This is a genomic window from Candidatus Aquicultor secundus (assembly GCF_002791875.1).
In the GTDB taxonomy this organism is placed as follows: domain Bacteria; phylum Actinomycetota; class Aquicultoria; order Aquicultorales; family Aquicultoraceae; genus Aquicultor_A; species Aquicultor_A secundus.
The window spans coordinates 1-13,701 of the sequence record NZ_PFNG01000274.1 but is presented as its reverse complement, the minus strand read 5'-3'; the positions used below and the strand labels follow the sequence as shown (position 1 = coordinate 13,701).

At 49.7% G+C, this 13,701-nt stretch carries 15 protein-coding genes; 3 read left to right on the top strand and 12 right to left on the bottom strand.

Annotation, left to right across the window (positions count from 1 at the left end; translation table 11 throughout):
* Nucleotides 1-827, top strand: an 827-nt coding sequence (locus COY37_RS11635) for a ribonucleotide reductase barrel domain-containing protein (RefSeq protein WP_286977679.1), incomplete at its 5' end; no start/stop codon positions are given.
* 95 nt (nt 828-922) lie between these two features.
* Here COY37_RS11635 and COY37_RS11630 read toward each other — a convergent pair.
* The 9 genes from COY37_RS11630 to COY37_RS11590 form a co-directional block, all read right to left on the bottom strand.
* Nucleotides 923-2,743, bottom strand: coding sequence for an amylo-alpha-1,6-glucosidase (locus tag COY37_RS11630; protein WP_286677867.1), 1,821 nt, complete (start codon nt 2,741-2,743; stop codon nt 923-925).
* A complete protein-coding gene (locus tag COY37_RS11625; protein WP_286677866.1) occupies nt 2,724-3,665 on the bottom strand; it encodes a galactose-1-phosphate uridylyltransferase in 942 nt (313 codons plus the stop codon). The genes COY37_RS11630 and COY37_RS11625 overlap by 20 nt, the downstream gene beginning before the upstream one ends.
* Nucleotides 3,662-5,458: a glycogen/starch synthase gene (locus COY37_RS11620; RefSeq protein WP_286977676.1), complete on the bottom strand. Its 1,797-nt coding sequence runs from the start codon at nt 5,456-5,458 to the stop codon at nt 3,662-3,664. Before COY37_RS11620 ends, COY37_RS11625 begins: the two co-directional genes overlap by 4 nt.
* 20 nt (nt 5,459-5,478) lie before the next feature.
* Nucleotides 5,479-6,828 (bottom strand): glycoside hydrolase family 57 protein, encoded by a 1,350-nt coding sequence (locus COY37_RS11615; RefSeq protein ID WP_286677864.1) that lies wholly within the window; start codon nt 6,826-6,828, stop codon nt 5,479-5,481.
* Nucleotides 6,821-8,062: a glycosyltransferase family 4 protein gene (locus COY37_RS11610; protein ID WP_286677863.1), complete on the bottom strand. Its 1,242-nt coding sequence runs from the start codon at nt 8,060-8,062 to the stop codon at nt 6,821-6,823. Before COY37_RS11610 ends, COY37_RS11615 begins: the two co-directional genes overlap by 8 nt.
* 328 nt (nt 8,063-8,390) lie before the next feature.
* Nucleotides 8,391-9,557, bottom strand: coding sequence for an RNA-guided endonuclease InsQ/TnpB family protein (locus COY37_RS11605; protein ID WP_286677862.1), 1,167 nt, complete (start codon nt 9,555-9,557; stop codon nt 8,391-8,393).
* Nucleotides 9,554-9,955: an IS200/IS605 family transposase gene (tnpA, locus tag COY37_RS11600; RefSeq protein WP_286677861.1), complete on the bottom strand. Its 402-nt coding sequence runs from the start codon at nt 9,953-9,955 to the stop codon at nt 9,554-9,556. The genes COY37_RS11605 and tnpA overlap by 4 nt, the downstream gene beginning before the upstream one ends.
* Before the next feature lie 201 nt (nt 9,956-10,156).
* Entirely contained in the window at nt 10,157-10,609 is a 453-nt protein-coding gene (gene mntA / locus COY37_RS11595; RefSeq protein WP_286677860.1) for a type VII toxin-antitoxin system MntA family adenylyltransferase antitoxin, read from the bottom strand.
* Between the two features lie 292 nt (nt 10,610-10,901).
* Nucleotides 10,902-11,270, bottom strand: coding sequence for a hypothetical protein (locus COY37_RS11590; RefSeq protein ID WP_286977673.1), 369 nt, complete (start codon nt 11,268-11,270; stop codon nt 10,902-10,904).
* 247 nt (nt 11,271-11,517) lie between these two features.
* On the opposite strand from COY37_RS11590, the gene COY37_RS11585 reads away from it, so the two are divergent.
* Entirely contained in the window at nt 11,518-11,727 is a 210-nt protein-coding gene (locus tag COY37_RS11585; RefSeq protein WP_286677858.1) for a DUF5678 domain-containing protein, read from the top strand.
* Nucleotides 11,717-12,154, top strand: coding sequence for a retropepsin-like aspartic protease (locus COY37_RS11580; protein ID WP_286677857.1), 438 nt, complete (start codon nt 11,717-11,719; stop codon nt 12,152-12,154). The genes COY37_RS11585 and COY37_RS11580 overlap by 11 nt, the downstream gene beginning before the upstream one ends.
* A 160-nt stretch (nt 12,155-12,314) precedes the next feature.
* Here the strand turns inward: COY37_RS11580 and COY37_RS11575 are convergent, their stop codons facing one another.
* The 3 genes from COY37_RS11575 to COY37_RS11565 all read right to left on the bottom strand — a co-directional run bounded on the left by COY37_RS11575 (nt 12,315) and on the right by COY37_RS11565 (nt 13,417).
* Nucleotides 12,315-12,650, bottom strand: a complete 336-nt coding sequence (locus COY37_RS11575; RefSeq protein WP_286677856.1) for a type II toxin-antitoxin system PemK/MazF family toxin — start codon at nt 12,648-12,650, stop codon at nt 12,315-12,317.
* A complete protein-coding gene (locus COY37_RS11570; protein ID WP_286977680.1) occupies nt 12,635-12,856 on the bottom strand; it encodes a ribbon-helix-helix domain-containing protein in 222 nt (73 codons plus the stop codon). Before COY37_RS11570 ends, COY37_RS11575 begins: the two co-directional genes overlap by 16 nt.
* Before the next feature lie 315 nt (nt 12,857-13,171).
* Complete coding sequence (locus COY37_RS11565; RefSeq protein ID WP_286677870.1) at nt 13,172-13,417, bottom strand: GNAT family N-acetyltransferase; 246 nt, start codon at nt 13,415-13,417, stop codon at nt 13,172-13,174.
* Between the last annotated feature and the right edge of the window lie 284 nt (nt 13,418-13,701).

Genomic DNA, 13,701 nt, shown 5'->3' with positions numbered 1-13,701 from the left:
TCGATGCCGGCAAGTACCCGTTGCCGCAGATAGATTACATGGCCAAGTCAAACCGCAAGATCGGCCTCGGGGTTATGGGGTTTGCGGATATGCTTTTAGAGCTTGGTATCCCCTATAACTCCGATGAGGCGATCATGACGGGCGAAAAGGTTATGAATTTTATCTATAATGAGGCGATCAATGCGTCGGTTAAACTCGCCGAGGAGCGCGGCCCCTTCCGCAATTTCAAAGGAAGCAAGTGGGATAAGGCCGACTATAAAATGATAAGAAACGCGACCATCACCACAATCGCCCCAACGGGCACCATCAGCATCATCGCAAACACCAGCAGCGGTATCGAACCCATCTTCGCCGTAGCGTACGCGCGCAATGTCATGGAGGGAACGACTCTTCTAGAAACCAACCCCGTATTTGAAAAGGTCGCACGGGAACGCGGCTTCTACAGCCAGGAATTGATGATGGAAATATCAAGGCGCGGGTCCATACAGGGCATGGAGCAAATCCCGGAGGACGTCAGAAGAGTGTTTGTAACAGCGTTTGATATCGCCCCGGAATGGCACGTTCACATGCAGTCGGCGTTTCAAAAATATGTCGACAATGCGGTATCTAAAACAGTTAATTTGCCGGAGAATGCAACTCTCGAGGATGTTAGGAAGGTATATCTGCTGGCTTACGGCATGGGATGCAAAGGCATTACCGTCTACCGGTACGGAAGCAAGAGCGGTCAAGTTCTTTATATCAGCAAGCCGGAAGAGAGGAAGATCGTCGAAACACCAGTCACCGCATCCTCAGAATACTCCGGCGGAAGCTGCGCGGCAGGATACTGACCGCTGTAAAGGCCCGCGTTGCGGACCCACAGCATAAAGATTTTGCGGTTTATAAATCTCTGTCGTTTAAATGAGGGTGAGCCGACAAGGCTCTCTTACTTTTTCAGCAAGATTGCCGCAGGCGCAAAGAGGCCTTTAAGCGCCCATTTACGTACCGGAAGGTGCTGTGTCAAATACACATAAGCAGCGGCCGAGAAGCCCTGAAGGCCGCAGCCCCAAGATTCGAGGGTGCGGGCGGAGCTGATTTCGCCGGGGCAGCCCGCAAAGTTATCCCAGAGAATTTCCCAGGTCGAAGCCGCATAAATCGCATCGGTATATTTGGCGTACTTGGTCGGGTTCACGTTATAAAGGATAAGCGCCGCAATGTTATTGACGAAGAACCAGGAGTCGCCGTTGTGATAGCTGGTATCCTGCTCGCCTGTCGAAACGTCGCAGAAGCACTCGTGGCGCGCATCGACCGAGGCGAGTCCTCCCCACTCAAGCCAGAGTGCGGGCAGCGCCTTGTCAAAACACTTCTCCCACTCGGCTTTGCTTAAAATCTCCGGGGCGAAAAACGCCGCCAGGAATATATTGGGCCGGATGGTGCCGTCTCCCAGGCAATCGTGAAGGTATCCGCCAACAAAATAGTGTGTGCGGATATTTTTTAAGAGTGCCGCGCGTTTTTCCTCATAGCGCTCATTTTTAGTTAAAAGGTGTGCTAGCTGCAATATCTGGCCGTAGAGCGCTTGGGTTTCTATGGGATACCCATCGCGCTCAATGCTGTCCATCCAGCTCTCACGCTTGCCGGAGGGAACAAAACCATACTCGTTCTCCGTGGCCTCAAGCGCTTCAATGGATCTCACGAGATTGGTCCCCAGAAGCCGTTTTTCCTCTTCATCCAGCAGATAGCGTCCGAACAGAATTGCCCAGCAGAGGAGCCCGATACCGTCCGAGCAATAGTTGCTTCCGCCAAAGATGACCGGGAGCTTGTCGCCTTCCCACTCGGCGTGAATATACTTGGCGAGCATTGCCCGTGCCTTCGCTTTCGGCATGGCGGGAAGCGAGATAAGCTCATCGCGCACCCACGCCTTGGTAAACCAGGGCATGCCCGCAAGCATGCTGTCTTTTACAAAGAGCGAATCAAGCGCGTCGTGAGCGCACTCGCTTGCCAGTTTTTTTGCAGCTGCGTCCGGTTTTTTTCCGGTGAGCTTTGGCTTTACCTTGCTCTTTACAATGACTTTGGCCTGTGACAAATTCTTATAGCGGTGCGCCCGCCCAAGCGCCTCCGCAGCGGTCTCACCAAATGCAAAGACCAGCTTTTTGCCGGAAAACTCGCCGAGGTCATACTCGTAGAGGACTGCCGGCTCCGAGTTGCGTTGCCTATCGCGCTCGTACTCGACCGGCACCCACTCGCCCATGGGATGAAACGCCCCGTCATGCAGGATTGCTAAAAACACCGGTTCAACCAGGCGATCGTCATGATAGCTAACAATAACGGATTTTTTGTCCTCTTGGAAATCGTAGTATCTTCCCCACTCGGGGATATAGAATTGGTCGCGTATATCAAGGCGGACGACCATGCTCTCTTCGGAAAGGTTTTCGTAGATGAGAACCGGCTCACCGCTTGCAACGCTGTAGACCTCTGTGCTCTCACTGCTCTTACCGTTCTTACCGCTCTCACTGCTCCTACTATAATGAAGAGCGGCAAAACCTTTGTTGTGGTAAAGGTCGAGTTTGTCGGCGATGGTGCGGGTGCCGATGCGCGAGACAGTCTTTATAAAGGAGCCCTCACGCGCCACAAAAAAGCCCTCATAGCGCGACTGCGGTGAAGTATAAAACGTGGCGAAGTCCTTGCGCTCGTTTACTAGAATAAAAGCGGCCGCATGTTCGACGTGTTTTGCGATAGCGTTGTCTTTGCTAATATGGCTGATTTTCACTGATATGTTCCCTGTAAAATGCCGCGGTTTCTTCCGGCGCCGTTGTGATTACGGCGTAATCGGTACCAAGCTCGAACCCCGCCTTAACCTGGTGCGGTATCCTCGGCACGATTTCGATGTGGAAGTGGAAATCCGCTCCCTTCGGACCGTAGTTCAACACCATATTATAATTCGGAGTTACCTTCTCGACCACTTTTAGGGATTTCAGCAAAATGCCTGCAAGATCGGCCAGCGCCGGGTCGTTTAAGTTGTTTAAGCTTCGGATATGCTCTCGCGAAACCACCCAAAGTTCGTGGGTAAAACGCGGTGCAAACGGGCAAAACGCAACAAACGAGTCGTTTATTGAAACCAGTCGCGGGGAAACCCGCTCGCCCTGGTTGATCTTACAGTAGATGCACTCCCCTGTGTGGCTGTGCTCCATCTTTTCCTTGATCTGGGCCGGTACCTGCGTGACCGCAAGCACCTGCGTGTGCGAGTGGTCAAGCGACGCGCCGGCTTCTCGCCCCTGGTTCTTAAAAACCGAGACGTACCCGATATTGGGATCGTCCTCAAGGGCGTTAATCCGGTCGCGATAGGTTCTTAACGTATTGACCATCTCAGCGACCGTTATCTCGGACACGCGCTGGTAGTGGTCCGGTGTCTCCACAATTACCTCGTGGTGGCCGTAACTGGAGGCGGTTTCCCAGCCGTTCTCGCTAATATCCTCCCCGCCGATAATCGGAAACTTGTTCGGGAAGACGCGCACCTGCCAGCTTCCATTTTCCTGGACGCGGCTGATCTCCGGCGGCGTCAAGTTCTCGTTGCCCGGGCAGAAGAAGCAGCCCGTGTGGTCGCTTGCTTTTACTTCTTTAGAGTCAAAATGTCGAAGGGCTCTACCGGGCGCTACAAACGTCCAGAGATCCCGAAAGTAATCTTTTCTCATGCCGCGCACACCTTGCTTTTAGAGAGCGCAAGCTTATGCGCCTTAAAGTAATGTTTAATGAGGATCTTCCAGTCGAAGTTCTTCGCCTGCGCGTTGGCGTTTAAGCGAAGCTCCATGCGCTCGTCGCTATCGAGCAACGTGTACTCGTAAAGAATCGAGAGCAAGTCTTTCTTCTCGCGCTCGTAGTCAAAGTTGCTGCGATCGATGACGTAGGTTCCGGGCAGCTTTTTCTTTAAGCCCAGCTCTTTAAGCGCAAGCCCGTAGCCGGAAAGGTCGGTAGTCACCGAGGCAACACCAAGCGCCCCCGCCTCAAGCGGCGTATATCCCCATGGCTCGTAAAACGATGGGAACACGCCGAAATGCGAGCCGGCCATTGCATTATAGAACTGTAGGTTCAAAAGACCGTCGACACCGGAGAGATATGTTGGATAAAATACCACTTTAACCCTATCGTCCTCGTTATTAACCAGGCCTTTTTCTTTGAACATATTCAGTATCTCGTCGTGCTGCTCGTTCAAGAGTTCATGGGTACTTAGCGGCGGGTTGCCGCGCTGTTTGAACCTGCGCTGGTCCTGCCCGGCTTTGTCGAGGAATTCCTTGCCGAGGATCCACTCGATATCAAACTCATGCTCGCCGACGTAAGCGCGGCGGATGCGGTCGTACACATCATCCAGGCTGTAGTTTACCGCCTGGCTAATACTTTGATAGAGCGATTTGCCCTCTATTAACTGGCTCTTTACTCCCGAGTTGCCCGCCGGGATGCAGAACATGGCCACAATCGTCTTGTCGCTCTCTTTTGATTTGAGCTTTTGGTTAAGCTCGGCAAGCGCATCGATGAAAAGATCGATGCCCTTGCAGCGCATCTCGTAGCGGCCAAGGATGAAGTAGAAGAGCGTCTTTTCAATATCGAACGAGTAATACGGAAAGAAGTAGTACTGCGCGAACTTGCGCAGGTACTTGCGATACTCGCGGTGCATATAGGTGATATCCTGCACGGTTGGAAACATCGCCATGTTCAGGCCGTTTGGCAGGATGACATCGGGCTTGCGCCCGTAAAACACCTCGGCTTCCCTGCCGGTGATCCCCGAAACCGTAGTCAGCGCATCCGCGTGAAGCGCGGTGGCTTTCTCCAGGATGTGCTTGGCGGTAATCCCGATCTCGCGGGCCTTCTCATCGGCGTTGATTGAATCGATCTCGGCGTAGAAGTTGATACCGGCCGATGCCAGGCAACGCCCCAAGAACGTGGCGTGCGTCGTAAAAACGGTTGAGAACTCAAGATCGGTGCTGTCAAGGTAAAGGATAACGCCGCCGGTCAGCCACTCATGGGCGTGAACGATGAGGTTTTCCTTCCTTAAGCCTATCCGCTTGATGGATTCGATGAGCTTGCCGACCGCCAGCGAAAACGCGACCGGCTCGTCGAAATCGTAGCCGCAGAACAGCGAGTCAACGCCGTAGCGGTCCCAAAGGCTCGCTTTAAAAGCATCCAGGTTGTTGAACTCGCGTCCGAAGTCAACCAGGATAACTTGCGGCTCGGACTCTAAAAGCCATGTGCCGAAATGAAACTCGATCCCCTCGGGCGCGAGGTCCTTTTGCGCCTTAATGAGAAACGAAGGCATCGGCCTTTCAATAAACTGGCTTTCGGATTTGCCGGGTAAGTACGGGCCGATCAGAAAATAATTATCGCCGTACTCCTCCTTGACCAATGCGGACTTGGACTCGAGGACGGTGTAGATACCGCCCACTTTGTTTGCTACTTCCCATGAAACTTCGAACAAATACGGTGAATCGCCCATTTTTAAAAGCCTCCAACCGGTTACTGAGCCCTGCCCACCTGCCCCAGTTGTCTGGCTACCGCGTTCGGCAACTCCACACCGGGTACCGGCAGGTCAATCCCAGGTACCGGAATATTTAGGTCGGCAACCGGGGCCTCAAAGACTATGCGAGGCGCCTCCTGTTGCTTGTTCGCCACCTTCATACCTGCTAAAAAGTCCTCGACTCGATCGATAAAATCAACCAGGACGTTCGTAAAATAGATGTACGCGTCGTGCGGGCGCTCATAAGCATTGAAGTACTTATGCACGTCCCCATCGTTAAACCACTTCGTGCACATATAGTAGAAGTGGTCCGACGTCTGCAACTGCCTCCAGGTCTTTAAAAGCTCGAGGTCTCGCGTGTCTTTCACTTTCTCCTCGAGCGCGTAGACCGCCTTGATCGTGGCCTGCTGCATTTCATTCCCAAGCCATGCGGACAGGTCACGCTCGGTATCGGCCCATGAAACAGGATACGGCATAGAAAGCGTACCTACGGGGTGATACCTGTCGGCCTCCTCAGAGACGGTCACAAAATCCACGTCGGGATGTCGCAGGATCGCTGCGGGCAGGTGGCGCATGAAGTTAAATACGCCGGTGTTCTCCCATTGGTGCTCTCCAAACGTCTCGTAGTCCATGAACAGGTTGATCACCTGTCCCGAGCCGTTTATCGAGTGCACCCAGTTGGCGAACTTATCCGCGGTTAGCGGCCATCCCTTCCAGTCCTTATTAGAGAACCTAAAAGCGATATCGTCTGAAAGGCGATAGTTCTTTAGGAGTAGCTTAACTGGAAATCCCTGGGTTTCGTAGACAAAATTAGGGCTGCGCCATCCAAGGATAGCATCCCATCCCTCACATAGTACGGCCTTGAAATGGAACCGTTTGATAAGATGCGCAAGGTAATCAAAGTAGACGAGTTCGGTGTTTCTGAAAACGTTCGGGACTTGCCCGAATAGACGGGCGATTAAAAGCATATGGTCGAGCACCTGCTCGAAGAACTCCTCCTCGGAATAAAGCGAGGCGAGCGAGTGGTAATAGGTCTCGCTTAAAAATTCCACGCAGCCGGTGTTTGCCAGACGCTGAAAGCTCTCGATTATTTTAGGCTCGTAGTCCATTGCCTGGTCCAGGAAGACCCCGGAGACCGAATAGCTTACCTTAAAGCGTCCCTCGAACCGCTCGATGAGTTCCAGAATGAGGTTATTTGCCGGATAGTAGCATTTTTGAGCGACTTTGCGCAGGATTTCGGCGTTTTTCTTCTCGTCGAAGTAGCCGGGCTCGCGCCCTATGTCAAATAAGCTGAAGCGCTTCAACCGCACGGGCTGGTGCACATGAAAGTAGAAACACACGCTAGGCATAAGCAGCTTCCTTTACGGTATCGTTATAGACACCGATGAGTTTGCCGGCGGCCAGATCCCAGGTAAGACCGCGTACCTCTTCCTGCGCCTTTGCCACCATGCTCTTCGCGTAGGGCTCGTTTTTTAGAAGGGTCACGATAGCAGTTGCCATCTTGTCGATATCCCAAAAGTCGACCGCAATACAGCTTCGAACAACCTCGATGACGCCGGAGTTTTTGGAGACAACAACCGGCGTTCCGTTTTGGATAGCCTCAAGCGGCACGATACCAAACGGCTCGGAGACCGAAGGCATCACGAACACATCGGCCATCTGATAAGTTAAGTCCATCGCTTCATCGCTTATCCATGAGCTAAACAGAAGCTTTCCCGTCAAACCTTCGCGCGCCGCCATCTCGACCATCGACGCCTGCATATCCCCTGAGCCGATCATTAAAAACTTTACATTTGCGAATTGATCGGTTACCTTTTTCGCCAGGCGCACGTAGTAATCAGGGCCCTTCTGGTAGGTAATCCTGCCGATGAACAGCACCAGTTTATAGCGTCGCTTAAGGGGATGTTTTGGAAAACGTTCGATAGAGCGCGGCTCGATGCCGTTGTGAACCACGCTTATCTTGCGCGGGTCGATGCCGTAGTACTTGGTGATAATGGACTTTGTGTAGTTACTCACCGCAACAATCCGATCGGCGGCCAGCATTCCACGCTTTTCTACATCATAGATTTGCGAGCCGTCATGGCGATCGATTTCCGTGGCGTGGATTTGGGCGATAAACGGTACCTTTTTACCCCGCGCCGCCGCGACCTTGCGGGCGGCAACCGCCGCGGGAAAGGTCATCCAGTCATGCGCGTGAATCACACCGTAGTTGGCGCGCTTGGCAACCTCCATGACGCCTTTTGCGTAAAGATTAACGTGCATATGCTCGGCGCTTTGAAAACCGCGGAAGCACGTGCCGCAAACGACCTCGCCGGGGCCCGCAGCATAGCCGCGCATCAGCGAGCACTGGTGGCGCATTACAAACTCCATGCACAGGTGCTCATCCTGGAAATCGCGATCGATTCCGGCCAACGCGTAGGTTGAAGCATCGTGCACATCCATCCATTCGTAGCGCGCGTCATGGAATTTTTTAGGAAGAACAAAGGATATGGATGCACCGCGGCGTGCGAGGCCTTTAGTCATGCCCTCGCAAGCCCTGCCGAGACCACCGGAATGATACGGGGGCAGCTCCCACCCCAACATTAGGACGTTAATTGAAATCCTCCACGGTTGTAACTATTACTGCGATTTATAGGTATATTTGTACGGTGACTCTTACTTGAAAAACTAGATCATCTATCCCCGAGCAAGCATCGGCTAGATTAATTATACTCCCCTTGCCGGCAATCGCCAGCACTTGCTTACAAGTTTTCTAACTTGTTTCGTACTTTAGTTCCTTCTACGGAAAGCGAGCGAACTCCTTCAATAAATTCGAAAAGTTTCAAGATTTAATTGTCGTTCATCACCTAGGAGCCTGTTGCAAAACTATCCCCAAACAAGCGCAAAATAAGGCGCTGACATACTCCCACGGCTAAAGCGCGTGGGATTCTGGCATCAACAGCGATTGCCCGAGAACGGGTCTTACATCGCCTCCACCAAGAGAAGATGCCCCTTCTCTTAAAATGTTGAGAGCGGCGGCTACGTCTCGCTCGATAATCTCGTGGCAATGAGGACAACGCCAACGCCGGTCACTTAACTCAAGATGTTCATTGATACAGCCACAATGCGGGCACAGTCTACTCGAAGGGAAGAACGGGTCTATAAGGGCAACAACCTTGCCTTTCTTGTTAGCTACATATTGCAAGACGTTTAAGAACATACCGAAAGCAAGGTCGCTCACCTTGCGACCCCAAAGGCGCTGCATCCCCTTGAGATTTAGTGTTTCAAAGAACAGGTAGTCATAGCGCTCCGTTAAGTCGTGGGAGAGCTTAAAGAACCAGCCAAGGCGCTTGTTGGCGATAGCCCGGTGTGCTCTTGCTAGACGCGCCCTCGCCTTGCGGCGGTTGTTCGAGCCTTCGGCCTTTCGGGAAAGGCAACGGGAAAGCGCTTTGACGCTTTTCAGACTCTGTTTGAAAAGCTCTGGTGAGGCTATCTCGTAGGACTCGAAACCATCATGCACGGTCAAGAAGGATTTTAGCCCAAAATCGAACCCCGCCATTTTACCGGACGTGGGTCGCACTTTGGGGTCGTCCACCTCGACCGAGAAACAAAGGTACAAGTCATAGAGGGCGTCGCGCTTAATCGTCACCGTCTTAACATCACCGACGAGAGTCCTGTCTCGACACATTTTGTAGACTCGTTTGCCAATTTGGGCTCGGCTGTCACCCAGCAGCTTCCACCCAGCTTGCTTTAGGGTATAGCTCTTGTACTTGCGGGTTTTCTTAAATAAGGGTGGAGCGGTTTTGATGCCTGCTTTTAGGTTACGAAAGAACAGCCGATAGCCCCTGTCAATACGTTGCGCTATCTCTTGAAGTGCCTGGGAGGGGATATCATTTAGCCATGCGTAATGGGGACGTTTCTTAAGCTTGGTGAAGTGCTTCATTAGAGCATACTGGTTGAGATGCTTATCGTAAAGCCTATAGTATCGCCTGTGCAGGGCTATCCCGTGGTTATACGCCCTGCCGGCCAGGGTAATCGTCTGGTGCAGGTGCTTGTTCTTCTTTGAATTATAGAGCTTGTACTTATAGGTGACTCTCACTTGTTCTTTTGCTCCTCGATATATTTCTTAATGGAGGCTTCAGAAATATGCCCGACCGATTCTACATAGTAGCTTCTGGTCCACAGTGTCGGCAATCTTGACCTTAAGCTTTTAAACTCTTGTCTTAATGTGCGAGATGTATAGCCTTTGAGCTGCTGAACGATATAGTGCGGCGCTTTAGTTGGCGTGGCTTTAACGAACAGATGAACGTGCTCAGGGAGCACTTCAAGGGTTTCAATGGCGACCCCAATTTCAGCTGCCTTCTCGTGCAAAAGTTCCTTGAGCCTGGCTTCAACGTCGTCTACCAATACCTTGCGGCGATACTTCGGACACCAAATGATGTGGTAGCCCAGATTGTATACAGCCTTATTGCTGGTCGTCCAGCGGTTATTGTTCATACAAACATTATACAATTAACAGCTATATAATGCACACAGCGAGGATGCCATTCATCCAACGGGTAGAACTCGTTGGATGAATGGCGGGTTCATCGTAAATCTTCGCGGCTTAAAAACTCTTCAAGTCCAACTGTGCTCAGTGCCTGCAATTTGCGAAGTGTATCTTCAAGGTATTTTAACTTGGACTCTACAATCTCTCGTTCAGCTGGCAAAACGACCTTCCTTAATTCGCTTTATTAATGCCTGATAAATCAAAGCCCGCATCGGTTTTTCATCTAAATAACGATCTATAGCTTTGGCTTCAAACGTGACTCTACTTACCTCATCGCGGCAAAATAAAACTTTCCTTTCGCGAATTACCTGGTAAGCTAAAAGCGATGGTGCCTGATTTAGAATAACAACGTCTACCTCATCGGTGTGCAAAGCTTGAGCTGCCCTTCCTATAAAATCGAGCTGTTTGTCAAAATATTCCTCGGCTGGCAGCTGAGATTCAAACAACACAGCAATATCGACATCGCTAAGAGGCCCAACTTTGTTCGTTGCGTAAGAACCAAATAAATAAATGGCCACAACATTCTCATCGGCAGCCAATCTATCTACCAAATCTCCAAAAAAAGCACGGGGGTCATGCTCAATGCGCTTAAATTTAATCATTTAACATGCCTCAATTATAAAAAGATGCAATAGGCAGTATCGCTTTATGGGCAATCTTTCATCTTATTATAACATTAACAGAATATCGGAAATAGGTAAGACATTGAAAACGTTTGTTAACAAACTCGGTTCCAACATAAACCTGTGTTGGATAGAAGACGAGAAAGTTCTTCACGCTTACCCTGCCTATAAACAGGAAAGGCCTCCGGGCTTTTAGCCTGGAGGCCTTATAGAATCGGCGGCCAACTTCCCACCCCGTCTCCAGGGCAGTACCATCGGCGCTTAAGGGACTTTAAGCTTTTCGTGTTCGTGAATGGGAATGGGTGTTGCCAACTCTGATTGAGGGTCTGGCCGTTTTTTTCTTGGCTTCATCTTTAACATAAAGAACCCTTCCGCTTTTCGCCTCATAGAATGGTTGCTTCTCTAAGTCAAACCTGCGCACAAACTTTAAGAACATAAATGAAGCAACCGCTGCTTCAACCATTAGAGCTATAAAAGCAACATCCGGCGAGATGATCTTCATCTGGTAAAGTACCGGGCTGATATCCACAAACACATGAAGAAGGATGGCGGCTATAAGGCCAAGAGCGAATCTGTAGATATTCCTAAGTAGGCCAAATAAAGGAAACAAAAGAAAAACAATATGATAAAGAGTAGCCATAAAGCGCTCGGTCATATATTGGCAAAGACTAGCAATTAATTTATTATATTAGTAGGAAGAGCAAATGCAGTGTTGTGCGCACCTTTACAACGAGTTCTATAACAACCGATATAATTATTAAGCAAGCACTTGAAATTTGTTAAGCGTATTACCTGTAATTATGCTTATTGTGGAAATGTAGGATCACTTTTTAGCGAGGTTTTGTGTTTATCCATACGGGTAAGATTTCTTCTAGAAGGAGAGTGCCATGGCTACTAAAAAGGAACAATACGAGCAAGATTTAATTAAGTGCGCAGGGAAATATGTCGCAGTTTCAGACCATACTGTCATAGCTTGTGGCCGCTCGATCAGCGAAGTAGAAAAAAAGGTAAGCAAGCTCAAGAAAAACGTTAAACGCCCCATTATCTTTCCTCTGCCTAAGAATGCAGGAGGGCACAACTCCTTTAATGTGGTATGATTACGAGTTCATGGGTGTTGGGTCTGGCTTTATTCATGGACCACTAGTAGATTTCGAGATTCTAGCCCCAGAACAGAAACCTTTCGCTACAATGGGCCTGGTTGATTCGGGCGCCCATACTTCATTGCTCGATATTGCAATAGCTAAACACTTAAAACTACCAGTACAAAGAAAAGAAAATTTGGTTGAAGGCTCAGCCGCAGATGGAAAGAGTATTAAGGTCTACCGCTATCCGGTGAGGGTTAGATTTAGTAGTGTTATATTTGAGCTTGATGCACGGTGGACCAGATTATCAGACCCAAAAACAAAGGTAGTTTTGGGGAGTAATTTGCTTGGCCGAGCGGATTTCTTCAAGCACTTTAAGATTATGTTTGACCAGCAGAATGAACGCTTCTGGATTAAGATTAATCCAAAGAAAAAACCTTAACTATTAAAATCAATAATTATTAATAGCATCTGCGCTGGGTAGTTTGAATAAAACACAAGTTTGTACTTTTGCGGTTTGTTGACTTCTCATGATAGGCCCAACGCTTAAGTTCACCGACCGCTACGTGGATGGGCCGGGTAGCGGTTGGTAGAACGCTTTGTCATGCGATGATCTCATTTAGCCCTTCGATTACTTGAGCGATTTCTTCTTGCGAGGCCCTACTGATTAGCTTGCCAATCCGCTCCACGGAAAGCGTTCGAATCTGGCTGATCTTAATCCAATATCTCTTGGGCAAATTCGAGCTCGTTAATTCAAGCGTTAATGGAAAACCGGCTCGTTGCAGTTTACTCGTTATTGCGACTGCTATAACCGTGCCCGAGCACTCGTTAAAAACATCGTGACTCAGGATCAGTACGGGCCGGAGTCCCGCTTGTTCGTAACCGCGGACAGGATTAAGATCGGCCCAGCGGATTTCGCCCCTTAATATTCCGGCCATGCGGCGATATCCTCATTTAGTCCTTCTTCGGCCATCGCTTTTTCGAAAGTCGGATCAAGTTTTGCACATTCCAAAGACAGTCGGCCTTGTTTCACTTTCCGCAACTTATCCGATACGGCTTCTTGAATGGCTTGGCTACGATTTTGGAAGATATGTTCATTGACCAATCTATCTATCTGTTCAACATATTCTTCATCTAACGTGATTGCGATCTTTGCTTTACCCGTAGCGGAACACCTCCCTGGTATTACTATATATCATACCACGGATTTTTTTATTCGATAACGCCTGAAATCAGCGGCGGCGGCTCTTTTTGGAGTCGTCTAGATCGATGTTATTATTTACCTGCTTTTTTCATTTTCTTCTCAAGCTGTTTCTCTTTTAGTGTTTTTGCTGGTTTCTTTTTTACATCTTTCTTAACAGTTTGACCCTTAGCCATGATTTTTCTCCTTCTCGGATGCCGCTTCTAAATTGCGCACTTCTTCGACCGCTTCCTTTTGACTATTATCTAGAAACCGCTGCTATATCTCTCTGGCCATAACCAAATCCTTGCCTGTCGAGTTGCCTAACTCCTTGGATCTGACCCCGACGCCCTTGAAGCCCCATTTTTCGTAAAAGCCAATCGCACGTTCGTTTCGCTCCCATACCTGGAGCCACATTGATTTGCGAGCGGAGCGCCGAGATTCTTCAATGCATTCGCTCATTAGGGCGGAGCCAAGACCACGCCCTATAGAATCGTGAAGCAGATAAAGACGTTCCAGCTCAATTGGGTTTTCACTTGCAACAATCGCGGGTGCTTCGTGTGTCCATATAACTCTTCTTGTAAGCGCCTTATTTGACCTTACAACATATCGACGGGGCTTTTAACCCCAGCGGGTCCACGATTGAGGACGTGGGTGTAAATCATCGTTTGAATGCCGGAAGGTACGTCGTCCCTATCCTCGGGTTATCTTGGTATGGTGGGAGTAATTTGTTAGCTCTCTAAATCTAAATATCTGTCTATGTCAAGCGATCCGTGAAAGACTCCCAATATGTCTATGATGTTCTTTTT

Bases quoted from the DNA above. Each gene is read 5' to 3' on its own strand.
- COY37_RS11625 (WP_286677866.1), bottom strand. From the start codon at position 3,665: ATGAGAAAAGATTACTTTCGGGATCTCTGGACGTTTGTAGCGCCCGGT.
- COY37_RS11620 (WP_286977676.1), bottom strand. From the start codon at position 5,458: ATGGGCGATTCACCGTATTTGTTCGAAGTTTCATGGGAAGTAGCAAAC.
- COY37_RS11615 (WP_286677864.1), bottom strand. From the start codon at position 6,828: ATGCCTAGCGTGTGTTTCTACTTTCATGTGCACCAGCCCGTGCGGTTG.
- COY37_RS11610 (WP_286677863.1), bottom strand. From the start codon at position 8,062: ATGTTGGGGTGGGAGCTGCCCCCGTATCATTCCGGTGGTCTCGGCAGG.
- tnpA (WP_286677861.1), bottom strand. From the start codon at position 9,955: ATGAACAATAACCGCTGGACGACCAGCAATAAGGCTGTATACAATCTG.
- mntA (WP_286677860.1), bottom strand. From the start codon at position 10,609: ATGATTAAATTTAAGCGCATTGAGCATGACCCCCGTGCTTTTTTTGGA.
- COY37_RS11590 (WP_286977673.1), bottom strand. From the start codon at position 11,270: ATGGCTACTCTTTATCATATTGTTTTTCTTTTGTTTCCTTTATTTGGC.
- COY37_RS11585 (WP_286677858.1), top strand. From the start codon at position 11,518: ATGGCTACTAAAAAGGAACAATACGAGCAAGATTTAATTAAGTGCGCA.
- COY37_RS11580 (WP_286677857.1), top strand. From the start codon at position 11,717: ATGTGGTATGATTACGAGTTCATGGGTGTTGGGTCTGGCTTTATTCAT.
- COY37_RS11575 (WP_286677856.1), bottom strand. From the start codon at position 12,650: ATGGCCGGAATATTAAGGGGCGAAATCCGCTGGGCCGATCTTAATCCT.